We start from the raw sequence: 26,478 nt of genomic DNA, 5'->3' as shown, positions 1-26,478 counted from the left end.
GGTGGTGCTTTTTGTATGCGGGGGAGCGGGCGGCAGGGCAACATTCCGACCTTGAGACTGCCTGTATTTCACGGAAAAAGGCGCAAACAAAAAGCAGGCAGTGTCGTGGAAAGGAGGAGGAAAGCGACACTGCCTGCTGTATAGGAACCCCTGAACATTGCGGCTTGGTCAGGAGGGATTTGGTAGTCTGTCCGCCGTTCTGGCTATTGCCTCGCATAGAAACGGGAGACAGTTTTTTATGGGCCTGCTGTGCGCCGCTGCTGCGGCCGCACCCGCAGGAAAATGTGCCTGCATGGGCTTTTGCGGGGAGAACCTTTCGGAGGTTATGGGGGATGTCCGTTCCGTTCTCCCTGAGTGCACCCTTATTATGCCAGACAATCGTGGCAATTTTTTGTGGTAATTTTGAACAGTTTGCAAATAAACGCCCTGCCCATAAAAAAAGACTGCTGAAAAGTCCGCACTTCTCAGCAGTCTGAATCTGAAATTTTTTTGCGTTACACCCCAAAGAACTCCTTGGCGATGTCGGCGCTGCGTTTGGCGTCCTTAGCGTACCAGTCCGCGCCGATCTTCTCGGCGTATTCCGGGGTCAGCACGGCACCGCCCACCATGATCTTGCAGTCCAGCTTAGCGGCGTGCAGGGCGGCGATGGTCTCCTCCATGCTTTTCAGGGTAGTGGTCATCAGGGCGGAAAGGCCTACCAGATGCACGTCCTTTTCCCGCACCGTGTCCACCACCGTTTCCACCGGCACATCCCGGCCAAGGTCCAGCACCTCAAAGCCGTAGTTTTCCAGAATGACCCGGACGATGTTTTTGCCAATGTCGTGCACATCGCCCTTGACGGTGGCAAGGACGATGCGTCCCTTGCTGGCGCTGCCTTCGCCCTTTTGGGCAATGGCGGTCTTGATCTCCTCAAAGGCGCTCTGGGCGGCGCTGGCGGCCTGCAGCAGCTGCGGGAGGAACAGGGTGCCTTTTTCGTACTTGGCACCAACAATGTCCAAGGCGGGGATCAACGCCTCGTCCACCACCTCCAGCGGCTGCTTTTCTGCCAGCAGGGCGCGGGTATGGGCGGCGGCGTCACCTTTCAAGCCCTTTTCCACCGCTTTCATCAGGGCGGCGTAGGGGCCGGTAAGTTCTGCTTCGGCAGCACTGGCGGCAGGTGCGGCTTTTGCAGCCTGTGCCAGCGCAGTGCTGGCGGGCACACGGTCGGCAAAGCGCTCGATGTACTTTGTGCTCTGCTTGTCCCGGTTGGTCAGCACGTTGTAGGCGTACACCGCCGCCATCATCTCCTCGCTGGAAGGGTTCATGATGGCAAGGTCCAGCCCGGCGTACATGGCCATGGTCAGGAAGGTGGTGTTCAGGTAGGTGCGGCAGGGCAGACCAAAGCTGATGTTGGACACGCCCAGTACGGTGCGCACTCCCAGCTCCTTTTTGCAGGCTTCCAGTGCCTGCACCGTGGCCAGCACATCCTCCTGCTGGGCGCTGGCGGTCAGGGTGAGGCAGTCGATGTAGATATCCTCCCGGGGAATGCCTGCTGCCAGCGCTGCCTCGGTGATGCGGCGGGCAATGGCCACACGGTCTGCGGCTTTGGGCTGGATGCCTTTTTCATCGATGGCAAGCCCCACGATGGCGGCACCGTACTTCTTGCACAGCGGCAGGATGGCGGCAAGCTTTTCCGGCTCGCCGTTGGTGGAGTTGACGATGGGTTTGCCGTTGTATACCCGCAGACCCCGCGCCAGCGCTTCCACGTTGGAGGAGTCCAGCTGCAGGGGCAGGCTGGTCACGCTTTGCAGAGCCTTGACCACCTGTTCCATCAGTACCGGCTCGTCTACGCCGGGTGCGCCCACGTTCACGTCCAGAACCTGCGCCCCGGCTTCTGCCTGACTGACGGCCTGTTCCAGCACATAGTTCATGTCGCCCTCCCGCAGTGCCTGCTGGAAGCGCTTTTTGCCGGTGGGGTTGATACGCTCGCCCACCACCGTGATGCCGTCCACTGTGACCGTGTCCACCGGGGTGCACAGCACCGATGGCATCCGGTGCGCGGGACGCCCCGGGGTGCAGCCTGCAAAGGTGCCGTTGAGCAGCTTGATGAACTCCGGGGTGGTGCCGCAGCAGCCGCCGGCGGCAAACAGGTGCAGCTCCCGGTAGGGCTTCATCTGCAAGGCGAACAGCTGCGGGGTGATGTCGTAGCCGCTGCCGTCCGCCCGGGGCAGACCGGCGTTGGGCTTGACGAACACCGGGAAGTTGCCGGGCACAGCCTCGGCCAGCCGCTTTGCCATGGGGAAGATCTCCTTGGGGCCCAGCGAGCAGTTGATGCCCACGGCGTCTGCCCCCAAGCCCCGGGCGGTGGCGGCAAAGCTTTCCACTGTGCAGCCGGTAAAGGTGCGCCCGCCCGCCTCAAAACTCATGCTGGCCAGAATGGGCAGATGAGTATTCTCCTTGGCAGCCAGCAGGGCGGCTTTCAGCTCGTACAGGTCGGTGTAGGTCTCAAAAAAGATCAGGTCTGCCCCGGCGGCTTCGCCTGCCTTGACGATGCGGGCATACTCAGCCACAGCATCCTCAAAGGCCAGCGTTCCGCTGGGTTCCAGCAGCTCGCCCAGCGGGCCTACGTCCAGCGCGGTCAGCGCACCGTAGGGCGCACAGGCGCGCTTGCAGTTTTCAATGCCTGCGGTGATGACCTGCTCCAGCGTGTAAGCACTGCCTGCCAGCTTGTGGGCAGAAGCGCCGAAGGTGTTGGCGTTGACGATGCGGCTGCCCGCCGCAGCGTACTGCCCATGGATGCCCTCGATGAGCGCCGGGTCAGTGATGTTCAGCTCCTCCGGGCGTGCGCCCAGCTTGAGCCCGGCAGCTTGCAGCATGGTGCCCATGCCGCCGTCCAGCAGGATGGTATTGCTCTGTCTGAAAAGTTCATTCACTTGCACAGGTCTTTCCCCTCTTTCTGTATTCGCAGCGGGTGTGCAGCACACAATGGCCGCACCCGGCCAGTTGACCCTTTACCGGGTGGTCGCTGACCCCCAGCAGGGCGGTCACGCTCTTGCGCGGGGTCATCAGGTTGGTGTCGGTGACGCACAGCCCGGCCTTGCGCGCGGTGTCCAGTGCCGCTGCCACCAGTGGCTGCACCGCGATGTCCCAATCGCCGTAGCCGGGCGAAAAGCGCCCGGTCAGATACTTTCCCTCGGTCGCCGCCCACTGGCGCAGCTGCGCCTCGGCGGCATCGGCGGCCTGCTCGGCCAGTGCGCTGCCCAAGGCATCGGAGGCTACCCCGGCGGCAATATCGCCCACGCCTGCCCGGCGGATCTGGGCATCCACTCCGGGGCCCAGCGTTACTGCCAGCAGAATGGCCTGCCCGCAGCCGGTCAGGTGCTTGTGCACGTCTTCACCGGGCAGAAGCCCGGCCTCGGTCAGGGCGGGGGTGTCTGCCAGCAGCCACACCGCCCGGGGCATCGCCGCCGCCAGCAGCGGCACCGCGCACTTTTGCAGCAGTGCCAGCGTGGCGTCGTCCGGTTCGCCGTGCGCACCGAAATACCGCGCCGCCTGTACAAGATCTACGGCCTGCGGTTTTTCTATCGCCAGCGGGCGGGGCACACCGATCGCCATGGGCCGCACCTCCTTACTTCTTTTAAATAAAGTACTATTCAGTATACCGCACTTGTGGGCTTTTATCAATCCCGCAAAAAGGGGGGAAAAGAAAAAAGGCTGCTCTGTTTTTTAAAAGCGGCCTTGCAGTGTGTGCAGTTTTTGCACGCATTCGGATTTTCCCCGTCAAGTTTACCGGCAAAATAAAAACGCACGTTGACTCTTATCGAATCAACGTGCGTTTGCAGTATCGGAGTGGCGAGACTCGAACTCGCGGCCTCCTGCTCCCAAAGCAGGCGCGCTACCAACTGCGCAACACCCCGGTATTCGGCGGCACAGCTGCACCGCCGAAATATAGTATATCGTTTTTTGTGCGGTTCGTCAATACGGAATCCGCAGTTGACAGCGCTGCACGGTCCGCTTTTTTCAGCCGGCAGAAGCGGCAGCTGGCAGCAGCGGAAAAGGGCGCGGCAGCAGGCGCTTTTTGAAGAGCTGGGTGCGGTTTTGGTGCAACTGCCAAAAAGAGAACGCAAAAACTAGATAGAGTGCAAAACTTGTTGCACTCTAGTTGCAAGATGGCCGGAAAGGTGCTATCATAACACTATATCGCCGTGAAGCGTAGTAAGATGCGGCGGTGGGAAAGCAAACGATAGCAAAAAAAGAAAGGCACGGCGTAAGCGATGACGATACAGGAATGCTATAAAAAGATGGGCGCAGACTATCAGGAGGTGCTTGGGCGGCTGTATAACGAAGCCATGATCTGCAAATTTGTGCGGATGTTCTTGCAGGACGACAGCTTTCAGATCCTGGAGGAAGCGCTGCGCAGGGGAGATGTGAAAGAGGCGTTCCGCGGGGCGCATACCCTCAAAGGCGTCTGCCAGAATCTGGGCTTTTCCAATCTGTACGCGCCTACCTATACCCTGACCGAGACCCTGCGCGCCGGGCAGCTGGAGGGCACACAGGAGCAGTTTGCAAAGGTGGCAGAGCAGTACCGTTGCACGGTGGACGCCATCCGTGCACTGGACTAAAATATAATGCGATGTCGGGCGGCTTTCGGGCTGCCCGGCATTGTTCTTTTACGGGATGCGTCTGAAAGCACAGAACCACCCTCTTGTGCCGCCGCACAGTTTGCGGTATGATAGAGAAAAAAGAGGGAAGGAGTCCCATTATGTCCAAACATATCCTTGTCTGCCTGCCCATCAGTGCAGAGCAGAGGGCCCGCATTGAGGCGGTGCAGGGCTTTGCATATCGCTTTACTACCCCGGACACCGCCACGGCGGAGGATGCCCTGTGGGCTGATGCGGTGCTGGGCAACCTGCCGGTGCCGCTGATCCGGCAGAACGATCATCTGGAGTGGTTCCAGTCCAATGCAGCCGGCCCCAATAACTATCTGGAGCCGGGGGTGCTGCCGGAGAAGTGCATCGTGACCAACGCCACCGGCGCTTACGGTCTGGCCATCAGCGAGTGTATGCTGGCAATGTGGCTCAGCCTGCTCAAGGAGCTGCCCGCCTACCGGGACAACCAGCGGGAGCACCGCTGGGCACCCACCGGCCACTCTGTGGGCAGCATTGCGGGCAGCCGGGTGCTGTGCGTGGGCATGGGCGATATCGGCTCGAACTTTGCCCGGCGGGCGTATGCGCTGGGTGCCGAGGTGGTGGGCGTGCGTCGCACCGTGCACCCGGATACCCCCTGCCCGGACTACTGCACCCGGGTGGTGGCGCAGAGCGAATTGGACGCAGAGCTGCCGCAGGCTGACCTTGTGGCGCTGAGCCTGCCCGGCACGCCGGAGACGCTGCATCTGTTCAACGCAGAGCGGCTGGCGCTCTGCAAGCCCGGTGCTATCCTGCTCAATGTGGGGCGCGGCACTGCCGTGGACGGCGAGGCACTGGCAGCTGCCGTGCACAGCGGGCGGCTTTCCGGCGCAGGGCTGGATGTGACCGACCCCGAGCCACTGCCGCCGGAGCATCCCCTGTGGGCAGAGCCCAATGTGATCATTACGCCCCATGTCAGCGGCGGTTTCAGCCTGCCCAAGACGCTGGACAACATCGTGGATATTTTTGCGCACAACCTCAAGCGCTATGCCGCCGGTCAGCCGCTGGATAACCAGATGGACCGCCGCACCCAGTACGCCAGCGGCGCACGGCTGCAAAGCACCCTGTAAAACCGGCGCTGCTTGACAAAACGGCGTGGGAGCGTTATACTATAAACAGAAACGGTGCTGCCTGCAATGGTCAGCTACCCTCTCTGGCAATCGATTAAAAAAGTAAACGACCGCTCAGAATTGGTACGCTGGGGCGGTCGTTACTTTTTGTTGTGAGAATAATGCTTTGCGCGCGGCTTGTCCCCAAAGACATCCCGCGAGATCGTCCATGTCAACTGGATGACACCGATAATGACTGTGGCCAGAAGGTTCAGTGCACTGAAAACAATATTCAAAACTTCCATGATGGAACTCCTCCTTTGGGTATCCTGTTGTAAAACATTCAAACCGTCCGGAGGAGAACAGTAAGTAACTCTCTCCGGACATTTCTGCCGGGAGGGAGCTGACCACCTGCAATGCAGACAGCACCTGCCGCTTTTGGTGCGGCAGACCAAGTATAGCATAATCCAACGTGTTCTGCAATGAAAAACGGCCTGCGGCACAGTGTTCGTAAGGATGATGGCACAATATGTAGCTTTCCTTTACGACCTCAACCATGAAAATGTAGTACCGGAGTGTCCGCAGACGCTCCGGCACTACGAAAGTATAAATAGTATTTCCGCTGAACATGCGCAGAGCAAACGCGGAGCGCATTCTAAATCGTTCAGCACGAAGGAACAGAAACAAAAAACTGCCGCACAACTGTGCGGCAGTTTTTGTTCTTGTGGTTTACAGCATCACTGCGCCTGTGCAAGGCAGGCGTCCATGGCGGTAAAGATGGCCTCGCTGGTCATGGTGGAGCCGGTGATGGCGTCCACACCGGTGGTGGAGCCGGTCTGTGTCAGCTGCGCTGCCAGCGTCTCGGCGGCCTTGCCGCCCAAGTCCGGGGTCTCAGCAGAGGCGTCCACCTGTACGGCGGTCACCTTGCCGCCGGTCACGGTGACCGTGACGGTCACCTCACTCAAGCAACCCTGTGCAGAGGAGGTGTAGCTGCCATCGGTTAGGGGGGCGGCGTTGTCGGCGGCGGGTACGGTGCCGGTGTTGTGGATATACAGGTTCAGCACAATGCCCATCAGCACGGTGGCTGCCAACATGAGCAGGATATTACGGGTCATTTTTGCGGTCATGGTATGGTATCTTCTCCTTGGGGGTGATTATTTTGCGGGCTTGAAGCTGTCGCGCAGGGTGACCACCCGGTTGTACACGCCGGGGTTCTTGCTGTCCGGGGTAAAGAAGCCGGTGCGCACGAACTGGAACTTCTCACCGGGCTTTGCGTCCTTCAGGCTTTCTTCCAGCTTGCAGCCGGTGCGCACGGTGACGCTTTCCGGGTTCAGGTAGTCCTTGTAGTCGCTGCCCTCGGGAATGCCGTTCATGTTGGCTTCGGTGAACAGTTTGTCGTACAGGCGCACCTCGGCATCCACGCAGTGTGCGGCGCTTACCCAGTGGATGGTGCCCTTGACCTTGCGGCCATCGGCGGGGTTGCCGTTGCCGGTCTCAAGGTCGGCGGTACAGTGGATGGCAGCAATGCTGCCGTCGGCGTTCTTATCCACGCCGGTGCACTTGACGATATAGGCACCCATCAGACGCACCTCGCCGTCCACGGTCAGGCGCTTGAACTTGGGAGGCGGCACCTCGGCAAAGTCCTCGGCGTCGATCCACAGCTCGCGGGTAAAGGCTACCTTGCGGGTGGTGGTATCGTTGGCTTCGCGGTTGGGGTTGTTGGCCACGTCAAAGTACTCGGTCTTGTCGGCAGGGTAGTTGTCCACCACCAGCTTGACCGGTTCCAGCACGGCAATGCGGCGCTGTGCGGTCAGGTCCAGCTCGCTGCGGATGCAGGCTTCCAGCTGACGCATATCGATCAGGTTGTCAGACTTGGAGATGCCGGCCTCCCGTACAAAGGTGAAGATGGAAGTGGGGGTGTAGCCGCGGCGGCGCAGACCGCACAGGGTAGGCATACGGGGATCGTCCCAGCCGTCCACGATGCCCATCTCCACCAGCTCACGCAGGTAGCGCTTGCTCATGACCGTGTTGGTCATGTTCAGGCGGGCAAACTCGCGCTGCTTGGGGAACTCGGCACCAAAAATGTTCTCGATGACCCAGTTGTACAGCGGGCGGTGGTTCTCGAATTCCAGACTGCACATGCTGTGGGTGATGCCCTCGATAGCGTCCTGAATGGGGTGGGCGAAGTCGTACATGGGGTAGATGCACCACTTGTTACCCTGACGGTGATGCTCGGCGTACTTGATGCGGTAGATGGCCGGGTCACGCATATTCATGTTGGGGCTTGCCAGATCGATCTTGGCACGCAGGGTCTTTTCGCCCTCCTTGAACTCACCGGCACGCATCCGGCGGAACAGGTCGAGGTTTTCCTCCGGGCTGCGGTCGCGCCACGGGGACGGGCGGGAGGGCTTGCCGGCATCGGAGCCGCGGTACTCGCGCATCTCCTCGCGGGTCAGGTCGTCCACATAAGCCTTGCCCTCGGTGATGAGCTTCTCGGCGTACTCATAGCACTTGTCAAAGTAATCGCTGCCGTAGAAGATACCGCCGTTGGGGTCGGCACCCAGCCAGTGCAGGTCCTCGATGATGCTGTTGACGTATTCCTCGCCTTCGCGGGCGGGGTTGGTGTCGTCCAGACGCAGGTTGAATTTGCCGCCGTACTGGTTGGCAATGGACCAGTTGATATAAATGGCCTTGGCGCTGCCGATGTGCAGATAGCCATTGGGCTCCGGCGGGAAGCGGGTGTGGATCTGCTGCACCTTGCCCTCGGCAAGGTCGGCGTCGATGATATCTGTCAGAAAGTTTTTATCAGCCATATAGGTTCCCCCTGTCAGGGCACGCAGCGTGCCCCCTTTTACTCATAATACTATATAATACACTATTTTGCGTTTTTCTTCAAGTACGGAGTTGCGCGGAACACGGGGGCACTCCTCTGAATAAAGGCTTCCCCCGGTCGGGGGAAGCCTTTAGCGGAAAATGGATGAAAAAAGGATACGAAGCAGTCTTAGTTGAAGGAACGGAAGCCCTTGCCGATGATCTCGCTGGAGTTGACGATGGTGATAAAGCTGTGGGGGTCGTTCTCCCGCAGGAAGTTACGCAGCTGCAAAGCCTGACGGCGGGTGAGCACGGTCACCAGCACGCTGAGCTCGTGGTGGGTGTAGGCACCGTAGGCCTTTTCCACAGTGGCAGAGCGGTTCATGTCGTGGATGATGAAGTCCAGAATGGGCTGCGGGTTCGCAGTCATAATGGTGCACACCTTGCGCAGGCGGATGTTTTCAATGGCACCGTCCACCACGAAGGATTTGCCGATGAGGCCAAGGATACAGTACAGGCCGGTGCCCATGCCGAACCGCACGGCGGCGGCCAGCACAATGAGGATGTCGCTGACCATCAGCGCCTTGCCGATCTCCATAGAGGTGTACTTGGCAAGGATCAGCGCCACGATGTCGGTGCCGCCGGTAGAAGCGCCGATATCAAACACGATGGCAGCGCCCAACGCAGGCAGGAACACCGCGAACACCAGATCCAGCATGGCATCGCCGCTCAGGGACACGCCGGAGGGGTACAGCCACTCGCAGCAGGACACGAAAAAGGAGAGTGCGAAGGAGGAGTAGACCGTCCAGCCCATGCACTTGATGCCCAAAAAGAGAAAGCCCAGCACCACCAGCACCAGGTTGATGATCCACATAAAGCCGCCCACATTGATGTGGGGGAACAGGTCTGCCAGCAGGATGGACAGGCCGGAGGTGCCGCCGAAGGCGAAGTGGTTGGGATTTTTAAAATATACGATGCCCACTGCCGTGAGCACAAGGCCGAGGTTCAGCAGGGCAAAGAAATTTAGATTCTTCAGCAGATTTTCGCGGCTGAAGGCTTCTTTTAAACCATTCATGGGTTTCCTCCATCAAAAAATACAGTAATTTGGCCTGAATGCCATGCAAAAATATACTCTCCTTATACGGGGAAGTCAAGGGATAAAGGAGAAGTTGTAGAAAAAGACGGAAAACGACCGATGAAAGGTGAAAAAACAGGCATATCCGGTGCATTTTAGACGTAAAAGGGCAAAACAAAGCGCCGCCCGCAGACGGCATTGTCTGCGGGCGGCGCTGGGGATTCAGTTCAGGAAAAGGACTTACAGGTTGAAGTAACGCTTTGCGTTGTCGAAGCAGATGCCCTTGACGATCTTCTCCAGAGCCTTCTCGTCGTTGGGATACTCGCCGTCCTCGACCCACTGGCCGATGATGTTGCACAGGATGCGGCGGAAGTAATCGTGGCGGGTGTAGCTCAGGAAGCTGCGGCTGTCGGTCAGCATACCCACAAAGTTGCCCAGCAGGCCAAGGCTTGCCAGACGGATCATCTGATCCTCCATGCCGATCTTGTGGTCATTGAACCACCATGCGGAGCCGTGCTGGATCTTGCCCGGAATCTCGCTGTTCTGGAAGCAGCCCAGAATGGTGCCGATCTGTGCATCGTCGGCGGGGTTCAGGCTGTAAATGATGGTCTTGGGGCACTCGTCGGTGTCGTTCAGGGCGCTGAGCAGCTGTGCGATCTCGCCGCCGCAGGTGGCGGTGTTGATCATGTCAAAGCCGGTGTCGGGGCCCAGCAGGCTGTTCATCTTGCGGTTCACGCCGCGCAGGCAGTTGTAGTGGATCTGCATGGCAATGCCCAGACGATGGTACTGCTTGCCCAGATGGATCAGGATGTAGGTCTGGTACTTCTCAGCCTCTTCCACAGTGCAGCTCTCGCCGTTCATCACCTTCTGGTAGATGGCATTCACCTCGTCCTTGGTTGCCTCACGGTAGGGAACGTAGTCCAGACCGTGGTCAGAAGCGCGGCAGCCCATCTCGGCAAAGAACTCGATGCGCTTGGTCAGGGCATCGGTCACGCAGTCGATGCAGGCCAGCTTTTCCTTGCCCACAACGGCAGCCAGTTTGCCCATGTACTCGGCAAAGCCGGGCTTGCTGATGTTGACGGCCTTGTCAGGACGGAAGGAGGGAGCCACGGTGAACTTGATGGTGGGATCTTCCTTGATCTTCTTGTGCCAGTACAGGTCATCAATGGGGTCATCGGTGGTGCCGATAAAGGCCACGTTGCTCTGCTCGATCAGGCCGCGGACGGTCAGCTTGGGATCGTGCTGCAGCTTGTCGTTGCACAGGTTCCAAACTTCCTCAGCGGTGTCGCCGTTCAGCACGCCGTCGTAGCCGAAGAAAACGTGCAGCTCCAGATTGGTCCAGTGGTACATGGGGTTGCCAATGGCCATGGGCAGAGCCTCGGCAAACTTCTGGAAGCGCTCGCGGTCGGGCTTGTCACCGGTGATGTACTCCTCGGGCACGCCGTTGGAACGCATCACACGCCACTTATAATGATCGCCGAAATAGCTGCCGTCCGGGTTGCGGCCGCCCAGCCACACCTGAGTGATGTTCTCAAAGCGGCGGTTCTCGTAGATCTCACGGGGAGGGATGTGGCAGTGATAGTCGCAGATGGGCATAGCAGCTGCATAGTCGTGATACAGATGCCGTGCGGTAGCAGACTGGAGCATGAAGTCCTTATCCATAAATGCTTTCATGGGATTTTAACTCCTTTTCTCTGATGAGTTTGTTAAAATTTAGACAAAAACGGGCATGAAATTGCACCTGCTTTGGACGGGCAGGCTGCCTTATCCTTAGTATACCGGAAAATGCCGATGTATACAACTGAAAAACTGCCAAAATTTCACCCTCAGAATTGTATAAACCGCTGGAAATGCGCTGAATAGCCATTTTTGGACTAAAAACATTGCACAAAACACTTGACTTCTTTGTATACAACAGCATAAAATAGGAGCAGAAGATGGCAGGGAAAACGAGAGCCTGCCATGCAAAGCAAGTTTATAAAGGAGATCAATAAGATGGAAACTTTGAACTACAAGGTTCTGGAAGGCACTGGCTACAACGGCTACATCCTAAAGGATGCTCCCGTTAAGGTGATGCAGTTCGGCGAAGGCAACTTCCTGCGTGCTTTCGTGGACTATTTCTACGATATTGCAAACGAGAAGGCCGGCTACAACGGCAAGGTCAAGCTGGTGCAGCCCATCGGCAACTTCCCCCAGATGGCAGACTGGATCAACGAGCAGGAGGGTCTGTACACCCTGTACCTGCGCGGCAGCGAAAAGGGCCAGAAGGTGGACGCAAAGCGGGTGATCTCCTGCGTGTCCGACTGCGTGTGCCCCTACATCGATAACAAGTGGGACGAGGTTCTGGCTCTGGCTCGCTCCGAGGATCTGGAGACTGTTGTATCCAACACCACCGAGGCCGGCATTGCCTACACCAAGGGCGACAGCCAGTTCGATCAGGTTCCCCCCAACAGCTTCCCCGCAAAGCTGACCCGCGTGCTGTTCGAGCGCTACAAGGCTTTCAACGGCGCTGCCGATAAGGGTCTGGTCATCCTGAGCTGCGAGCTGATCGACAACAACGGCAAGGAGCTGCAGAAGTGCTGCAACAACTATGCCAAGGATTGGGATCTGGAGCCCGCCTTCATCGACTGGATGAACACTGCCAACACCTTCTGCTCCACTCTGGTGGATCGCATCGTTCCGGGCCGCATCCGTGACCCGCAGGAGCTGGCCGCTCTGGAAGAGGCCAATGGCTACCACGATGCTGTTCTGGACGTGGGCGAAGTGTTCGGCGTCTGGGTCATCGAGGGCCCCGCAGGTCTGGAGGACAAGCTGCCGTTCAAGAAGGCCGGCGTCAACGTCATGGTCGTGCCCGACGTTACCCCCTACAAGAAGCGCAAGGTCCGCATCCTGAACGGCGCACACACCGGCTTTGTGCTGGGCGCTTATCTGGCAGGCTTTGATATCGTCCGCGACTGCATGCACAACGACACCGTGCGCGGCTTTATGAACAAGATGCTGCACGAGGAGATCATCCCCACCCTGCCGCTGGACAAGAAGGATCTGGAGGACTTTGCCTCTGCTGTTGAAGATCGCTTCAACAACCCCTTCGTCAACCACGAGCTGATGAGCATCTCCCTGAACTCCACCTCCAAGTGGAAGGCCCGCAATATGCCCTCCTTCCTGGCTTACATCGAGGAGCAGAAGCAGCTGCCCAAGTGCCTGACCATGTCTCTGGCTGCTTACATCGCCTTCTACTCCAACGATATTCAGGAGCGCACCGCTGACGGTCTGATCTGCAAGCGCCCCGCAGGCAACACCTATAAGATTCAGGACGACGCATGGGCTCTGGACTTCTACTATGCACACAAGGACGACACCGCTGCGCAGCTGGTGCACGCTGTGCTGACCAACACCCAGATGTGGGATCAGGATCTGACCAAGATCGAGGGTCTGGAGGCCGCTGTGCTGGCAGATCTGGAAATGATCCGCACGCAGGGTGCCGAGGCTGCTTACAAGAGCTGCCTGTAAGCTGAAAAATCAACCTACCCGCACAACAAAGGGCTGCTGCTTTGGGCAGCAGCCCTTTTGTGCGATACGATAAGGAGAACAACTATGCCGCAGGCAATTCATATCAGCCCCATCGACAATGTGGTCGTTGCCCTGCACCCCATTGCCAAGGGCACGCTGGTGGAGGTGGACGGCCTTGCCGTCACTGCACTGGAGGATATCCCGCAGGGTCACAAGATGGCAGTCAAGCCCATTAAGAACGGCGAGAACGTCATCAAGTACGGTTTCCCCATCGGTCACGCCACTGCAGACGCCGCCCCCGGCACCTGGATGCACACCCATAATGTGCACACCAACCTGTCCGGCGAGGTGGAGTACAGCTATAACCCCGCCCCGGATCTGGCTCCGCTGCCTAAGGTCGAGCCGGAGACCTTTATGGGCTTCCGCCGCAAGGATGGCCGCGCCGCCATCCGCAACGAGATCTGGATCATCCCCACCGTGGGCTGTGTGAACGATATCGCCAAGAAGATGGTAGCCGACAATCAGGATCTGGTCACCGGCTCCATCGAGGGTCTGTATACCTTCACCCATCCCTTCGGCTGCAGCCAGACCGGTCACGACCATGCACAGACCCGCAAGCTGCTGGCTGCGCTGGTGCGCCACCCCAATGCCGCCGCCGTTCTGGTGCTGCATCTGGGCTGCGAGAACCTGCAGCACGATCAGTTCGTGGAAGAGCTGGGCGAGTACGACCACGACCGCGTCAAATTCCTGACCTGTCAGGACGTGGAGGACGAGTTTGCCGCCGCCCGCGATATTTTGAAGGAGCTGGCCGCCTACGCCGGGCAGTTTAAGCGCCAGCCCATCCCCGTGTCTGAGCTGGTGGTGGGCATGAAGTGCGGCGGCTCGGACGGCCTGTCCGGCATCACCGCTAACCCCACCATTGGCCGCTTCTCCGACATGATGGGTCAGCGCGGCGGCTCTACCGTGCTGACCGAAGTGCCCGAGATGTTCGGTGCAGAGGGTTTCCTGATGGACCGCTGCATCAATAAGGAAGTGTTCGTCAAGGCCGAGCACATGATCAACGGCTTCAAGGATTACTTCATCAGCCACAACGAGGTGGTGTACGATAATCCCTCTCCGGGCAACAAGGCCGGCGGCATCACCACGCTGGAGGATAAGAGCTGCGGCTGCGTGCAGAAGGGCGGCACTGCCCCCATCATGGATGTCATCGGCTACGGCGACCCCGTGGTGACCAAGGGTCTGAATATGCTCTACGGCCCGGGCAACGATCTGGTCTCCGCCACTGCCATGACGGCAGCAGGCGCACACCTGATCTTGTTTTCCACCGGCCGCGGCACCCCGTTCTCCGCACCGGCTCCCACTCTGAAGATCTCCACCAACACCCCGCTGGCAGAGAAGAAGGGCGGCTGGATCGATTTCAACACCGGTGTCATCGCCGACGGTGAAAAGACCATCGACGAGGCTGCAAAGGATCTGCTGGATCTGGTCATCCGCGTAGCCAGCGGTGAGCAGACCAAGGCGGAAAAGCACGGCTTCCGCGAGATTTCCATCTTCAAGGACGGCGTGGTTCTGTAACTGAAAAAGGGCTGCTGTACGGCAAAATGCGGTACGGCGGCCTTTTTGTGCATAAAAAGAAAGGAAGTGTATAAAATGTTGGGCGCAAATGGAGTGCTGCTGTTGACACTGCTGCTTTATGCGGCTATCATTTATGGTGCAGTACGATTGATCAAATATTTTATCCGCTACGGCATCGATTACTACTTCAAAAAGCTGGATGCACGGCAGACCGAGCACAAGGAATGACCCGCCGGGGCGACCCGGCGGCAATAATAGGAGGCTTTTACTTATGAATCAGATCACCACCCGGTACATCACCGAGAACGGCGCCTGCTACGAGCAGTACGTCATCACCGACCCCGAGGCAAAGACCGCCCTCACCATCACCCCCGAGCGCGGCGGTATGATCACCAGCTTTACGCTGGACGGTGAGGAGTTCGTCTGGACCCGCCGCCCCAATTTCTCCGAGTGCAACCGTCCCCGCTTTGGCGTGCCGGTGCTGTTCCCCAGCTGCGGCAACCCGGATAACGGCGTGCACATCTTTGACGGCAAGGCCTACCCCATGGAGACCCACGGCTTTGCCGACCTGTGCGCATGGGAAGTGGACAGCGTTGGCCCGGACGGCGTGACGCTGGCACTGGAGTCCACCCCGCTGACCAAGTTCCTGTACCCGTTCGATTTCACCCTGCTGCTCAACTATAATCTTGAGGGCAACAAGGCACTGGTCAGTCTGACCGTCATCAACGAGGGCAACACGGATATGCCCTTCAGCTTTGGCTACCATCCCTACTTTACCACCTCCAAGCTGGAGAATGTGGAGTTTGATATCAAGTGCGCCACCTGCTCCGACAACGCCAAGGGCGAGCAGCCCGCCGCCCCGGAGAAAATCACCCTTACCCGCAAGGAGGGCGCAGACAACTCTGTCCGCCTGCTGACCGGCGTGCAGTTCCCCATGACCCTGACCGACAAGGGCAACGGCCACAAGGTGACCGTAGACGCCGACGAGACCTTTGAAAACGGCGTGCTGTGGCAGCAGGATGCTGAGAGCTTTGTCTGCATGGAGCCTTGGAACGGCTGGGCAAACAGCGTGAACGAGGAAGGCAAGCACGAGGTGCTGGAGCCGGACGAGGCCATGACCAGCGAGTGGAGCATCACCATCGAGAAGGTCTGAGACTGATTTGAAATGCGCGCCGCGCTGCTTTGCGCATAGTCAGCGGAAAAATTATTCTTAATTTGGGGCTCAGGAAAGTCTGCGGAGCTTGTCGGGGCAAAGCCCCTCCATCTGCTTGCGCAGACCGCTCTGCCGCTTAAAAGCCTCACTGGGGCTTTTATTGCTGCGCAAACGCGGACTTTCCTGAGCCCCTTTTTCACGGGAAAGGAGCGCTCTTCTCAGGATGGTGCAAAGCTTTTGATTTCAGTAAAGAAAATTTAGCACGCTGACCCGCAGTGCCGCGCTTTCGCAGAAAGCGGCGCTGCGAATGCCGTTTTCAGCCACGACCCACCTGTGAAAATGGAATACCGGAGCGTCCGCAGACGCTCCGGTATTCCGAAATTATAAATATTTTTTCCTCAGCTTATGCCCAGAGCGCAAGCGGAGGGCATTCAAAATCGTCCAGCCCGGAAAGGGGAGCGGCCTTTAGTGACAATTGCCGGCGCAGCCGCCCTTGTCGGCTTGGCAGGCGTGAGAGCCGCAGCTGTGACCCTCCTCGTGGTCATGGTGGGTGCAGCGGGCGTTGGGGTCAAAGACCAGCGTGCCGGCAAGATAAGCCGCCGCAGCGCTGTCGGCATCGCCGGTGATGCCACCGCACAGCCGGATGCCGGCCTGTGCCAGTGCCATCTGTGCACCGCCGCCAATGCCGCCGCACAGCAGCACGTTCACGCCGTTGCGCACCAAAAAGCCTGCCAGTGCACCGTGCCCCTGTCCGTCGGTGGAGACCACCTCGGCACCGGTGATGCGGCCCTCCTCGGCGGTGTACAGCTTGAACTGTGCAGAGTGGCCGAAGTGCTGGAACACCTGACCGTTTTCATAAGGAATTGCGATCTTCATACTAAAAACTCCTTCCTGTGTACGAGATTTTCTCTCCCTATTCTAACAGATTGCGGTGAAATAGGGAAGGGCACCCGCGGTTTTTGCGCCTTTTGGGGCGGAAAACATAGCCGGTATGTAAAAATGATATCAGAAACTGCTGCAAAATGTATTATAATAGAGCCCGAAAAGAGGGTACAAGTATGAAAACAAAGCATCGCGGACAAATGTCCGAGTCCTTTCTTACAGCGGTGTTCCTTTCGCTGTCCGGCGGCTTGCAGGATGCCTACACCTATCTGTTCCGGGGCAAGGTGTTTGCCAATGCCCAGACCGGCAATATCGTGCTGCTGAGCGCCAATATCATGGATGGCCGGTGGGATAAGGTGCTGCACTATCTGGTGCCTTTGTGCGCCTTTGCACTGGGGGTTCTGGCTGCGGAAGAAATGCGGGAGCGCTTTCAGGCAATGCAGCGGCTGCACTGGCGGCAGCTGGTGGTGCTGGGCGAGGTGCTGCTGCTGTTCGCGGTGGGCTTTCTGCCCCAATCGCAGAACCTGCTGGCTAACGCCATCGTTTCTTTTTCCTGCGCCATGCAGGTGCAGGCTTTCCGCAAGGTGAACGGCTACGCCTTTGCCAGTACCATGTGTATCGGTGACCTGCGCAGCGGCGTGGAGGCCTTTTGCATCTGGCGCAACTCCCATGAGCCCCACGCAAAGGATAGGATGGTGCGCTACTTCGGCATCATATTCCTGTTCGCGCTGGGGGCAGGGCTGGGCAGCAAGAGCGCGGCGCAGCTGGGCGGCAGAGCCATCTGGATCTCCTGCTGCTTTTTGCTGGTCAGCTTTGCGCTGATGTTCATCCGGGAGGAGCTGGAAGAGAACCCGGTCATCGAAAAAGATCTGACCGTCATCCGGCAGGAGACCCGGGAAATCGACCGCGCCCTGAAGCAGGAATTGCAGGAAGAACAGCGGGAGCTGAAACAGAGCGCCCGGAAATAACAGAAAAAGGGGCTGCTGTACCATCATTGGTGCAGCAGCCCCTTGCTGTTTGGCTTATTTGCGTTCGGTGCTCCGTGCCCCGGCCTTGGTCAGCAGCTGCTGGAACTTGCGGGCGGCGGTGTTCAGCGGGCGGTGATGATCGTACACAAGGCAGATGGAGCGGGAGGGGATGATCTCCTGCAAGTGCAGCTGCACCAGCTCTCCGCTGGCCAGCAGGGGTGCTGCCATGGGCTCCGGCACAAAGGCAAGACCCAGCTCGCTTTTGACCAGCGTGAGCATCTGGTCGGTGGTGGCAGCCTCGGTGTCCGGCTTCAGCACCGCGTCATGTTCCAAAAAGAATTGCCGGTAAAAGCTGCGGGTCATGCTCTCCTCGTTCAGGCAGATCAGGGGATAACCGGCCAGTTCCTTCAGGCTCAGGGTCTGGCTGGCCAGCGCCGTAAAGGTCTTTCCGCCCACAAGCACCTCATAAAAGGGCATCAGCTCTACCATTTTCAGCCCGTTTTCAACCTCTGCGGGGGTGGTCACGATGGCAAAATCCACCTCGCCGTTGCGTACCGCCTGCACCGCCTGCGGAGTGGAGTGGTTGGAGATGCGCAGCCGGATGCCCGGGTACTCGGTATGGAAAGCGCGCAGCTTTTCCGACAGGTAGATATTCAAAGCGGTCTCTGTGGTGCTGATGCTGATGGCACCGTGCTCCAGCGTGGCGGTGGCGCTCAGCTCTTCCTCTGCATCCTGGATCTGCACCGCCGCCGAGGCAATGCGGGAATACAGCAATTCGCCCTCCGGCGTTAAGGTGACGCCCCGGTTGGAGCGGATGAACAGCACGCAGTTCAGCTGGCTTTCCAGCCGGTTCATGGCGTGGGTGATGTTGGGCTGATTATTGCCCAGCACCCGCGCCGCGCGGGTAAAGTTCTGATACTTTGCCACATAGTAAAAGATTTTGTAGTATTCCCAGTCTACATACATGAGTGCGGCCCTCTTTCCTGTCGGGCTTCCGGCGCGGCCTGCGGCAGAAGCGGCTTTATGCTCTTCTTGTATCATAGCACGGTGCGCCGGAATTGCAAGCGCTTTTTACGGCTTGACTGTGCCGGATGCGGGCAACAGCCTTTGCAATGTAAAAAACATATTGCTGCTATACGCAGGATACTTTTTACATATTCTCTGCATGCTCGTATAATAAACACCGCGAACAGGAAACAAGAATGAAAAAGAAGGTAAATGAAGTTTATGCTGACTGCTGTTACTGGAATCAACTGGGGCGATGAGGGCAAGGGCCGCGTCATCGACCTGCTGGCCGAAAATGCCGATATCGTTGCGCGCTATCAGGGCGGCAACAATGCCGGTCATACCGTTGTGACCGAGAAGGGCAAGTTCATCCTGAACCTGCTGCCTTCCGGCATCCTGCACCCGGAGGTGACCTGCGTGCTGGGCACCGGTATGGTGATCGATCTCGAGCATCTGGCCGGGGAGATGGAGGCCATCGAGGCGCGCGGGGTGAAGGTGGAGCCGGAGAACCTGAAGCTCTCCGATAAGGCTACTATCTCCATGCCGTGGCATAAGGTACAGGACGGGCTGGAAGAGGACCGCCTTGCCAAGAAGGGCGGCGCGTTCGGCTCTACCCGGCGCGGCATTGCTTACGCTTACAGCGACAAGTACCGTAAAAAGACCCTGCGTCTGGGTGACCTTTTGCATCTGGACGAGGAGCGCACCCAGAACCGTCTGCACATGATTCTGGACGCCAAAAACATGGAGCTGGCGGGCTGCTACCATCAGGAGCCCATGAGCTACGATGCCCTGCTGAACTGGTGCAGGCAGCAGGCGGCGTACTTTGCGCCCTTCATCTGCGACGTGGGCGCTTTCTTGCAGCAGGCGCACGATAGCGGCAAGCGCATCGTACTGGAAGCGCAGCTGGGCGCAATGCGGGATATCGATTACGGCATCTTCCCGTTCACTTCCAGCTCCAATACGCTGGCAGCCTACGCACCGCTGGGTGCGGGCATCCCTAATTGCAAGCTCGACCATGTGGTGGGTGTGCTGAAAGCCTACTCCACCTGTGTGGGCGCAGGCCCCTTTGCAGCAGAGAATGCAATGGACGAAGCGTGGAACGAAAAGCTGCGCAAGGCCGGCGGCGAGTACGGCGCAGCCACCGGACGTCCTCGCCGGGTGGGCCCCTTTGACTGCGTTGCCAGCCGCTACGGCCTGCAGTGTCAGGGTGCGGATAAGATCGCGCTGACCAAGCTGGATGTGCTGAGCGGCATGAAGCAGATCCCGGTCATCACCGGTTACAAGCTGGACGGTGTGGAGGTCCCCCGCTTCGACACTCTGTCCGACCTTGACCGTGTGCAGCCGGTGGTCACGCTGCTGCCCGGCTGGAACAAGGATATCTCCGGCTGCCGCAGCTGGGCAGAGCTGCCCAAGGAAGCCAAAGCCTATGTGGAATTCCTTGAAAAGCAGCTGGAGCACGAGATCCAGTTCGTTTCCACCGGTGCCGAGCGCGAAAAGTTTGTGCTGAAGGGAGAATGGCTGTGAGACATTTTATTGAGCCCGGCAGCTTTTCTCTGGCTGAGCAGCTGGCACTGCTCGACCTTGCCGACCGGATGGAGGCTGACCCCGCCCCCTACGCCCACCTGTGCGACGGCCGCATTCTGGCCACTCTGTTCTACGAGCCCAGCACCCGCACCCGCCTTTCCTTTGAATCCGCCATGCTGCGGCTGGGCGGCAAGACGCTGGGCTTTGCAGGGGCCCAGCTTTCCAGCGCCAGCAAGGGCGAAACGGTGGCCGATACCGCCCGCGTGGTAAGCAACTATGCAGACGTCATTGCCATGCGCCACCCCAAGGAGGGCGCACCGCTGCGGGCGTCCATGTATGCGCGGGTGCCGGTCATCAATGCAGGCGATGGCGGCCATGCCCACCCCTCCCAGACCATGATCGACCTGATGACCATCCGCCAGCGCAAAGGGCGGCTGGATCATCTGACCATCGGCTTCTGCGGCGACCTCAAGTTCGGCCGGACGGTGCACTCCCTCACCGCCGCGCTGAGCCAGTTCGAGGGCAACCGGTTCGTGTTCATCTCGCCGGAGGAGCTGCGCATCCCGCAGTACGTCAAGGACGAGACCCTGACCCCGCTGCACCAGAACTATAAAGAGACCGCCGACCTTGAAGCCGAGTTGCCCGGGCTGGACGTACTGTACATGACCCGCATCCAGCAGGAGCGCTTTTTCAACGAGGAGGACTATCTGCGGTTGAAAGGTTGCTATGCACTGGACGAAAAGCTGCTGCAGCTGGCGCCGCCCACCATGCCGGTGCTGCACCCGCTCCCCCGCATCGACGAGATCAAGCCGGACGTGGACAACGACCCCCGCGCCGCTTATTTCGATCAGGTGCATAACGGTGTGTATATCCGCATGGCCATTATACTGGCACTGCTGGGCATCCCCGACCCGCTGACCGGGAAAAAGGTACTGGAAAGTATATAAGTTGTGAACAGGGCTGCTGCACAAAGCAATGTGCAGCAGCCCTGTTTTTGCGTCTCTCGCCTTTACACCCCTCCCGTGAAAAGGCAATTCTGGAAAATCCGCGTTTGCGCAGCAATGAAAGCCCCAGTGGGGCTTTTAAGTGGTAGAGCGGTCTGCGTTAGCAGATGGAGGGGTTTTGCCCCGACAAGCTCCGCAGATTTTCCAGAATTGCGAATTTTAAATAATTCTTCCGCTGAATATGCGCAAAGCAAACGCGGCGCGCATTTCAAATCGTCCCGCTACCCCCGCAGCGGCGGGTCCGGCATAAAGATCATGGTGCCCCGGGCAGAAAAAAGCAGCTGCGGCATCATGCAGCTGTACCCCAGCCACAGCACCGCCAGAATGCACAGCACCAAAAGCACCCTGCGCAAAAGCACCGGATGCCGGGCAGGGGAATAGCGTTTTCTGCGGTCACGCTGCATAGGCTGCGCCCTCCCTTTTCAAGGCTTTGCCCAGTTTATGCCGTGGCAGAAAGAATTGTGCACAAGCGGGGTTTGTGGTAAGATAACAGGGAAGAACCACGGAGGAACTGCTTATGCTGACCATTACACTGCTGGGCACGGCTGCCACCATGCCGCTGCCGGAGCGCGCCCTGACCGCTGCGGTGGCGGAGTGCGGCGGGCACAGCCTGCTGCTGGACTGCGGCGAGGGCACCCAGACCGCTGCCCGCCGCGCCGGGGTGAACCTGATGCGCGCGGACGCCATCTGTCTGACCCACTACCACGGGGACCATATCTTTGGCCTGCCCGGGCTTTTGCAGACCCTTGGGGCGCAGGGGCGTACCCGTCCGCTGGTGCTGCTGGGTCCGGAGGGGCTTTTGGAGGTCTGGCGGGCAGTGTATGCTCTGACCGGGCCGCTGCCTTACGCAGTAAAGCCGCTTGTCTGCCGCGCCGGGCAGCCTGTGGCACTGGATGCTCTTTCGGATGGATGGCCCGCCGGGGCAATGCTGCTGCCGGTGGCAACAAAGCACCGGGTGCGCAGTCTGGGCTACCGGCTGGACTTGCCCCGGGCGGGTAGGTTCGACCCGGAAAAGGCGCGGGCACTGGGCGTACCGGTGACCCAGTGGCGGCTTTTGCAGCGGGGACAGGCTGTGCCGCTGGCAGAGCGTATGGTGCAGCCCGCCGAGGTGCTGGGCGCGCCCCGCAAGGGGCTGCGGTTCGTCTTTTCTGGCGACAGTGCGCCCTGCCCGGCGCTGGAGCAGGCAGCGCAGGGCGCAGACCTTCTGCTCTGCGATGCCACCTATGCCCTGCCGGAGCAGCAGGAGCAGGCCGCGCAGTGGGGACACAGCACCTTTGGTCAAAGCGCGGCGCTGGCAGCAAAGGCTGGTGTAAAGCGGCTGTGGCTGGTGCACTATTCCCCCATGATCACCGACCCGGAACAGCAGCTTGCACAGGCGCAAAGCATCTTCCCGGCGGCAGAATGCGGCTTTGACGGCAAGCGCATCACCCTGCATTACGAGGAGAACGAGGAATGAAGCTGACACTTGACCCCGGGGCAGCTGCCCTGCTGGACACCCTGCACGCGGCGGGCTACGCAGCCTATGCCGTGGGCGGCTGCGTGCGGGACAGCCTTTTGGGGCGCACCGCCCACGACTGGGATCTGTGCACCAGCGCCCTGCCGCAGCAGGTGATGGAGCTGTTCGGGGCAGAGCAGTGCATCCCCACCGGGTTGCAGCACGGCACGGTCACCATCAAATACGGCGGGCAGCTGTACGAGACCACTACCTTTCGCACCGAGGGCAGCTATACCGATGGCCGTCACCCGGACGAAGTGCAGTTCGTACCGGACGTGCGGGAGGATCTTGCCCGGCGGGATTTTACCATCAACGCCATGGCGTATAATGAAGCCGAGGGTCTGGTAGACCCCTTTGGCGGGCAAAAAGACCTGCAAAATGGTCTGCTGCGGGCGGTGGGCGAGCCGCAGCAGCGGTTTACTGAGGATGCGCTGCGTATCCTACGGCTGTACCGCTTTGCCGCAAGGTTCGGCTTTGCGTTGGACGCAGCCACCGCCCGGGCGGCGCGGCAGCTGGCACCCCACTTAGACTGCATCTCTGCCGAGCGCATTCAGGAGGAACTGGCAAAGCTGCTGGCAGCCCCGCAGCCGGGGGCATATCTGGAGCCCGCCGTGCTGGCTGTGGTGCTGCCGGAGCTGACCCCGGCGGCGCTTGAAGCCGCAAAGCAGGTGGTGGATGCCTGCCCGGCGGGGGAGGAAAACCTGCCGGTGCGCTGGGCGGCGCTGCTGGGCGCTCTGGGCGAGACCGACACCCGCCGGGTACTCAAACGGTTGCGCTGCTCTAATGCCTGCATCGAGGAAACCGCAGTGCTGGTGCGGGAAACGGCAGGGGAGGGCGTGTGCGGGAGCTTTCTCCTCGGACACGAGTTCGAGTTGCGGCACCCAACGGATGCTTCGTGCCTTGAACAGCACTCGCATCCTGTTGGCCGCTGCCCCAACAGCAACTCCTTGTTTCCGCCGCAGGCGGCAGTCGTTGCCGTTGCAGGCCATTCCATCGCCCGCCCTACTGCCTGCGGCAGCAGGGTCCCACCCCAGCGGACGGTCCTCGGAGAAACTCCCGCACACGCGGGAGAGGTTGCCATCCGGCAGCTTTTAGGCCGATATGGGCTGTGCACCGTGGAGCGGCTGTGTGCGCTGTGCGCGGCGCTGCACCCGCAGAATGCCCCGGATTGCGCCCTTGCAGCGCAGCGGGCGCGGCAGCTGGATGCCGATGGCGTATGCTGCCGGGTGAGCCAGCTGGCGGTGAACGGACGCGACCTGATGGCGGCGGGCATCCCGGCAGGGCCTGCGCTGCGCCGGGTGCTGGAAGCGCTGCTGGACGGCGTCATCCGCGCAGAATATCCCAACGAAAAACCGGCGCTGCTGGCTGCGGCGCAGAAAATTATAGCGTCTTGACAAGCGGTTTGTGCTGCGGTAGTATTATACTACTGCTTTAGTATGTTGAACCCATAAAAGGAGAACCTATGACCACTCAGAACCCTGCAAACCGTCCCCGCGCCCTCATTGCCATGAGCGGCGGCGTGGATAGCTCGGTGGCGGCCTGTCTGATGCAGCAGGCAGGCTACGACTGCACCGGCATCACCATGCGGCTTACCCACAACGAAACGCTGGGACAGTCCGGTTACCAGACCTGCTGCTCGGAAAAGGATATCGAGGACGCCGCCGAGGTGGCCTTTGCACTGGATATGCCGTATCAGGTGCTGGATTTCACCGCTGACTTCCGGGCACAGATCATTGAAAAGTTTATCCGCGTCTACGAGACGGGCGGCACCCCGAACCCCTGCATCGACTGCAATAAATATATGAAGTTCCGCCACCTGTTGGACTGGGCCGCAGAGCACGGCATGGAGTATGTGGTCACCGGCCACTACGCCCGGGTGGAACAGGACGCAGCCACCGGCCGCTGGCTGCTGAAAAAGGGGCTGGACGAGGGCAAGGATCAAAGTTATGTGCTGTATAACCTCACACAGGAGCAGCTGGCGCATATCCGCTTGCCGCTGGGTGCGCTGCACAAGACCGAGGTGCGAAAGATCGCGCAGGAGCACAGCTTTATCAACGCCCAGAAGCACGACAGTCAGGATATCTGCTTTGTGCCGGACGGCGACTACGCCCGCTTTATGGAGCAGTTTACCGGCAAGCACTACCCCGCCGGAGATTTTCTGGATCAGAGCGGCAAGGTGGTGGGCACACACAGCGGTGCAGTGCGCTACACGCTGGGGCAGCGCAAGGGACTTGGTCTCGCGCTGGGTGCGCCGGTGTATGTCTGCGGCAAGGATATGCAGGCCAATACCGTTACGGTCGGGCCGGAGAGTGAACTGTTTGACCGCATCGTTTACGCAGAGGATGTGAACTGGATCGCTATCCCGGAACTGACCGGGCCGCTGCGGGTCACCGCCCGCACCCGGTATCATCAGGCCGAGCAGCAGGCCACCGTCTACCCCGCAGAAAACGGTTTCCGGTTGGAATTCGACCAGCCTCAGCGTGCCCCCACCCCGGGGCAGGCTGCCGTGCTGTATCAGGGCGATGTGGTGCTGGGCGGCGGCACCATCACCCGCGTAGAAAAGTAAGGAGAACAAAATGCAGGATCAATATTCCCGCACCCAGCTGCTGCTGGGTGCAGAGGCTATGGAAAAGCTGCACCACGCCCGGGTGGCAGTGTTTGGCATTGGCGGCGTGGGCGGATATACGGTGGAGGCGCTGGCACGCAGCGGCGTGGGCGCACTGGATCTGATCGACGACGATAAGGTTTGTCTGACCAACCTCAACCGTCAGATCATCGCCACCCGCAGCACGGTAGGGCAGTATAAGGTGGATGTGGCGGAACAGCGCATCCGCGATATCGACCCCAACATCAAGGTGACCACCCACCGGTGCTTCTTTGGCCCGGATACGCAGGACGATTTCGATTTTACCCAGTACGACTATGTGGTGGACGCCATCGACACCGTTACCGGCAAGCTGGCGTTGGTGATGAAGTGCAAGGAGGCGGGCACGCCCATCATCTGCTCCATGGGCGCAGGCAACAAGATGGACCCCACCCGCTTTGAGGTGACTGACATCTACAAGACCTCGGTCTGCCCGCTTGCCAAGGTGATGCGGATCGAGTGCCGCAAGCGCAAGATCAAGCACCTGAAGGTGGTCTACTCCAAGGAGCCTGTCATGACTCCCATCGAGGATGACTCCATCAGCTGCAAGAACCACTGCATCTGTCCCCCGGGCACTCAGCGCAAGTGCACTGCACGGCGCACCGTGCCGGGTTCTAACGCCTTTGTGCCCTCGGTGGCCGGTCTGATCATCGCCGGCGAGGTGGTCAAGGACCTTGTGGGTTTTGTACCGCTGAAGGGGTAAAACAGGCCGCAGCTACCTTACTGCGTGGGACGATTTGGAATGCGCTCCGCGTTGCTCTGCGCATAAGCTAAGGAAATAGTATTTTTTATTTCGGGGTTCAGAAACGCCTGCGGGCGTTTCTGAACCCCATTTTCACAGGTGGGGTCGTGGAGAAAAACAGCAGTTGCAGCGCCGCTTTCTGCGAAAGCGCGGCGCTGCGGGTAAAGGTATCTGCTTGCCGCAAGCGTGCAAAGACGCTCCGCTGGGCCAGAGGCAGGGAGGGGTGTTCCGAGTCCCCCCTCCCTACCTCTGGACTCCACCCACCCCGCAACGGGCCAAGGGCTGCTCGCCCTTGACAATCCTAAAGAAGAAGTCGAAGCACAAAAAAGCTAGCGCTGCGCCAGTCGGCGCTATCGCTTTAACGCTTTTTTCGCTTC

General features: G+C 59.5%; 23 protein-coding genes and 1 tRNA gene. 13 read left to right on the top strand and 11 right to left on the bottom strand.

Annotation, left to right across the window (positions count from 1 at the left end; all coding sequences use genetic code 11):
* Positions 1-494 precede the first annotated feature (494 nt).
* The 3 genes from WMO44_RS11025 to WMO44_RS11015 all read right to left on the bottom strand — a co-directional run bounded on the left by WMO44_RS11025 (position 495) and on the right by WMO44_RS11015 (position 3,896).
* Positions 495-2,918 carry a homocysteine S-methyltransferase family protein gene (locus WMO44_RS11025; RefSeq protein WP_349152615.1) on the bottom strand — a complete coding sequence of 808 codons (2,424 nt, stop codon included), beginning with the start codon at positions 2,916-2,918 and terminating at the stop codon, positions 495-497.
* Positions 2,905-3,594, bottom strand: a complete 690-nt coding sequence (locus WMO44_RS11020; protein WP_349152614.1) for a methionine synthase — start codon at positions 3,592-3,594, stop codon at positions 2,905-2,907. The genes WMO44_RS11025 and WMO44_RS11020 overlap by 14 nt, the downstream gene beginning before the upstream one ends.
* 229 nt (positions 3,595-3,823) lie before the next feature.
* Positions 3,824-3,896 (bottom strand) — tRNA-Pro (locus WMO44_RS11015).
* Positions 3,897-4,253: 357 nt separating this feature from the next.
* Here WMO44_RS11015 and WMO44_RS11010 point away from each other — a divergent pair.
* Both WMO44_RS11010 and WMO44_RS11005 read left to right on the top strand, forming a co-directional pair.
* Complete coding sequence (locus WMO44_RS11010; protein ID WP_118658755.1) at positions 4,254-4,601, top strand: Hpt domain-containing protein; 348 nt, start codon at positions 4,254-4,256, stop codon at positions 4,599-4,601.
* 140 nt (positions 4,602-4,741) lie between these two features.
* Positions 4,742-5,734, top strand: a complete 993-nt coding sequence (locus WMO44_RS11005) for a D-2-hydroxyacid dehydrogenase (protein WP_349152613.1) — start codon at positions 4,742-4,744, stop codon at positions 5,732-5,734.
* 140 nt (positions 5,735-5,874) lie between these two features.
* Here WMO44_RS11005 and WMO44_RS11000 read toward each other — a convergent pair whose 3' ends face one another.
* From WMO44_RS11000 to uxaC, 5 genes are all read right to left on the bottom strand, one after another.
* The gene (locus tag WMO44_RS11000) at positions 5,875-6,018 is read right to left on the bottom strand and encodes a hypothetical protein (RefSeq protein WP_199680601.1); all 144 of its coding nucleotides are present in this window, start codon (positions 6,016-6,018) and stop codon (positions 5,875-5,877) included.
* Positions 6,019-6,450: 432 nt separating this feature from the next.
* Complete coding sequence (locus WMO44_RS10995) at positions 6,451-6,840, bottom strand: FMN-binding protein (protein ID WP_055186760.1); 390 nt, start codon at positions 6,838-6,840, stop codon at positions 6,451-6,453.
* Between the two features lie 27 nt (positions 6,841-6,867).
* Positions 6,868-8,526, bottom strand: a complete 1,659-nt coding sequence (locus WMO44_RS10990; RefSeq protein ID WP_005920796.1) for a glutamine--tRNA ligase/YqeY domain fusion protein — start codon at positions 8,524-8,526, stop codon at positions 6,868-6,870.
* Between the two features lie 188 nt (positions 8,527-8,714).
* A complete protein-coding gene (locus tag WMO44_RS10985) occupies positions 8,715-9,599 on the bottom strand; it encodes a YitT family protein (RefSeq protein ID WP_349152612.1) in 885 nt (294 codons plus the stop codon).
* A 240-nt stretch (positions 9,600-9,839) separates the two neighbouring features.
* Positions 9,840-11,273 (bottom strand): glucuronate isomerase, encoded by a 1,434-nt coding sequence (uxaC, locus tag WMO44_RS10980; protein ID WP_349152611.1) that lies wholly within the window; start codon positions 11,271-11,273, stop codon positions 9,840-9,842.
* A gap of 321 nt (positions 11,274-11,594) precedes the next feature.
* On the opposite strand from uxaC, the gene WMO44_RS10975 reads away from it, so the two are divergent.
* The 4 genes from WMO44_RS10975 (at position 11,595) to WMO44_RS10960 (ending at position 15,837) form a co-directional block, all read left to right on the top strand.
* On the top strand, positions 11,595-13,109 hold the full coding sequence (locus WMO44_RS10975) for a tagaturonate reductase (RefSeq protein WP_055186780.1): 1,515 nt from the start codon (positions 11,595-11,597) through the stop codon (positions 13,107-13,109).
* A gap of 84 nt (positions 13,110-13,193) precedes the next feature.
* Positions 13,194-14,684 (top strand): UxaA family hydrolase, encoded by a 1,491-nt coding sequence (locus WMO44_RS10970; RefSeq protein ID WP_118658762.1) that lies wholly within the window; start codon positions 13,194-13,196, stop codon positions 14,682-14,684.
* Between the two features lie 75 nt (positions 14,685-14,759).
* Positions 14,760-14,912 (top strand): hypothetical protein, encoded by a 153-nt coding sequence (locus WMO44_RS10965; protein WP_181969051.1) that lies wholly within the window; start codon positions 14,760-14,762, stop codon positions 14,910-14,912.
* 43 nt (positions 14,913-14,955) lie between these two features.
* The gene (locus WMO44_RS10960) at positions 14,956-15,837 is read left to right on the top strand and encodes an aldose epimerase family protein (RefSeq protein ID WP_349152610.1); all 882 of its coding nucleotides are present in this window, start codon (positions 14,956-14,958) and stop codon (positions 15,835-15,837) included.
* A gap of 465 nt (positions 15,838-16,302) precedes the next feature.
* Here the strand turns inward: WMO44_RS10960 and WMO44_RS10955 are convergent, their stop codons facing one another.
* Entirely contained in the window at positions 16,303-16,713 is a 411-nt protein-coding gene (locus tag WMO44_RS10955; RefSeq protein WP_349152609.1) for a NifB/NifX family molybdenum-iron cluster-binding protein, read from the bottom strand.
* A gap of 182 nt (positions 16,714-16,895) precedes the next feature.
* Between WMO44_RS10955 and WMO44_RS10950 the strand changes: the two genes are divergently transcribed.
* On the top strand, positions 16,896-17,687 hold the full coding sequence (locus tag WMO44_RS10950; protein WP_349152608.1) for a YoaK family protein: 792 nt from the start codon (positions 16,896-16,898) through the stop codon (positions 17,685-17,687).
* Positions 17,688-17,741: 54 nt separating this feature from the next.
* Here WMO44_RS10950 and WMO44_RS10945 read toward each other — a convergent pair whose 3' ends face one another.
* Positions 17,742-18,653 carry a LysR family transcriptional regulator gene (locus tag WMO44_RS10945; RefSeq protein ID WP_097779228.1) on the bottom strand — a complete coding sequence of 304 codons (912 nt, stop codon included), beginning with the start codon at positions 18,651-18,653 and terminating at the stop codon, positions 17,742-17,744.
* A gap of 252 nt (positions 18,654-18,905) precedes the next feature.
* On the opposite strand from WMO44_RS10945, the gene WMO44_RS10940 reads away from it, so the two are divergent.
* Complete coding sequence (locus WMO44_RS10940; protein WP_435387735.1) at positions 18,906-20,216, top strand: adenylosuccinate synthase; 1,311 nt, start codon at positions 18,906-18,908, stop codon at positions 20,214-20,216.
* Complete coding sequence (gene pyrB / locus WMO44_RS10935; RefSeq protein WP_170126663.1) at positions 20,213-21,163, top strand: aspartate carbamoyltransferase; 951 nt, start codon at positions 20,213-20,215, stop codon at positions 21,161-21,163. The genes WMO44_RS10940 and pyrB overlap by 4 nt, the downstream gene beginning before the upstream one ends.
* A 278-nt stretch (positions 21,164-21,441) precedes the next feature.
* Here pyrB and WMO44_RS10930 read toward each other — a convergent pair whose 3' ends face one another.
* Positions 21,442-21,624, bottom strand: a complete 183-nt coding sequence (locus WMO44_RS10930; RefSeq protein WP_015537487.1) for a hypothetical protein — start codon at positions 21,622-21,624, stop codon at positions 21,442-21,444.
* A 113-nt stretch (positions 21,625-21,737) separates the two neighbouring features.
* On the opposite strand from WMO44_RS10930, the gene WMO44_RS10925 reads away from it, so the two are divergent.
* The 4 genes from WMO44_RS10925 (at position 21,738) to WMO44_RS10910 (ending at position 26,062) form a co-directional block, all read left to right on the top strand.
* A complete protein-coding gene (locus WMO44_RS10925) occupies positions 21,738-22,676 on the top strand; it encodes a ribonuclease Z (protein ID WP_349152607.1) in 939 nt (312 codons plus the stop codon).
* The gene (locus WMO44_RS10920; protein ID WP_349152606.1) at positions 22,673-24,109 is read left to right on the top strand and encodes a CCA tRNA nucleotidyltransferase; all 1,437 of its coding nucleotides are present in this window, start codon (positions 22,673-22,675) and stop codon (positions 24,107-24,109) included. The genes WMO44_RS10925 and WMO44_RS10920 overlap by 4 nt, the downstream gene beginning before the upstream one ends.
* A 68-nt stretch (positions 24,110-24,177) precedes the next feature.
* Positions 24,178-25,281, top strand: coding sequence for a tRNA 2-thiouridine(34) synthase MnmA (gene mnmA, locus WMO44_RS10915; RefSeq protein ID WP_349152605.1), 1,104 nt, complete (start codon positions 24,178-24,180; stop codon positions 25,279-25,281).
* A gap of 10 nt (positions 25,282-25,291) precedes the next feature.
* Positions 25,292-26,062 (top strand): tRNA threonylcarbamoyladenosine dehydratase, encoded by a 771-nt coding sequence (locus tag WMO44_RS10910; protein WP_349152604.1) that lies wholly within the window; start codon positions 25,292-25,294, stop codon positions 26,060-26,062.
* Positions 26,063-26,478 lie beyond the last annotated feature (416 nt).

The organism is Faecalibacterium tardum, from assembly GCF_040096515.1.
Taxonomy (GTDB): Bacteria; Bacillota; Clostridia; order Oscillospirales; family Ruminococcaceae; genus Faecalibacterium; species Faecalibacterium tardum.
Note: the sequence above shows the minus strand (reverse complement) of the source record. Positions and strands in the feature narration are given on the sequence as shown.

Coding starts and splice junctions, on each gene's coding strand:
- WMO44_RS11020 (WP_349152614.1), bottom strand. CDS start 3,594: ATGGCGATCGGTGTGCCCCGCCCGCTGGCGATAGAAAAACCGCAGGCC.
- WMO44_RS11010 (WP_118658755.1), top strand. CDS start 4,254: ATGACGATACAGGAATGCTATAAAAAGATGGGCGCAGACTATCAGGAG.
- WMO44_RS11005 (WP_349152613.1), top strand. CDS start 4,742: ATGTCCAAACATATCCTTGTCTGCCTGCCCATCAGTGCAGAGCAGAGG.
- WMO44_RS11000 (WP_199680601.1), bottom strand. CDS start 6,018: ATGGAAGTTTTGAATATTGTTTTCAGTGCACTGAACCTTCTGGCCACA.
- WMO44_RS10995 (WP_055186760.1), bottom strand. CDS start 6,840: ATGACCGCAAAAATGACCCGTAATATCCTGCTCATGTTGGCAGCCACC.
- WMO44_RS10990 (WP_005920796.1), bottom strand. CDS start 8,526: ATGGCTGATAAAAACTTTCTGACAGATATCATCGACGCCGACCTTGCC.
- WMO44_RS10985 (WP_349152612.1), bottom strand. CDS start 9,599: ATGAATGGTTTAAAAGAAGCCTTCAGCCGCGAAAATCTGCTGAAGAAT.
- uxaC (WP_349152611.1), bottom strand. CDS start 11,273: ATGAAAGCATTTATGGATAAGGACTTCATGCTCCAGTCTGCTACCGCA.
- WMO44_RS10975 (WP_055186780.1), top strand. CDS start 11,595: ATGGAAACTTTGAACTACAAGGTTCTGGAAGGCACTGGCTACAACGGC.
- WMO44_RS10970 (WP_118658762.1), top strand. CDS start 13,194: ATGCCGCAGGCAATTCATATCAGCCCCATCGACAATGTGGTCGTTGCC.
- WMO44_RS10965 (WP_181969051.1), top strand. CDS start 14,760: ATGTTGGGCGCAAATGGAGTGCTGCTGTTGACACTGCTGCTTTATGCG.
- WMO44_RS10960 (WP_349152610.1), top strand. CDS start 14,956: ATGAATCAGATCACCACCCGGTACATCACCGAGAACGGCGCCTGCTAC.
- WMO44_RS10955 (WP_349152609.1), bottom strand. CDS start 16,713: ATGAAGATCGCAATTCCTTATGAAAACGGTCAGGTGTTCCAGCACTTC.
- WMO44_RS10950 (WP_349152608.1), top strand. CDS start 16,896: ATGAAAACAAAGCATCGCGGACAAATGTCCGAGTCCTTTCTTACAGCG.
- WMO44_RS10945 (WP_097779228.1), bottom strand. CDS start 18,653: ATGTATGTAGACTGGGAATACTACAAAATCTTTTACTATGTGGCAAAG.
- WMO44_RS10940 (WP_435387735.1), top strand. CDS start 18,906: ATGAAGTTTATGCTGACTGCTGTTACTGGAATCAACTGGGGCGATGAG.
- WMO44_RS10930 (WP_015537487.1), bottom strand. CDS start 21,624: ATGCAGCGTGACCGCAGAAAACGCTATTCCCCTGCCCGGCATCCGGTG.
- WMO44_RS10925 (WP_349152607.1), top strand. CDS start 21,738: ATGCTGACCATTACACTGCTGGGCACGGCTGCCACCATGCCGCTGCCG.
- WMO44_RS10920 (WP_349152606.1), top strand. CDS start 22,673: ATGAAGCTGACACTTGACCCCGGGGCAGCTGCCCTGCTGGACACCCTG.
- mnmA (WP_349152605.1), top strand. CDS start 24,178: ATGACCACTCAGAACCCTGCAAACCGTCCCCGCGCCCTCATTGCCATG.
- WMO44_RS10910 (WP_349152604.1), top strand. CDS start 25,292: ATGCAGGATCAATATTCCCGCACCCAGCTGCTGCTGGGTGCAGAGGCT.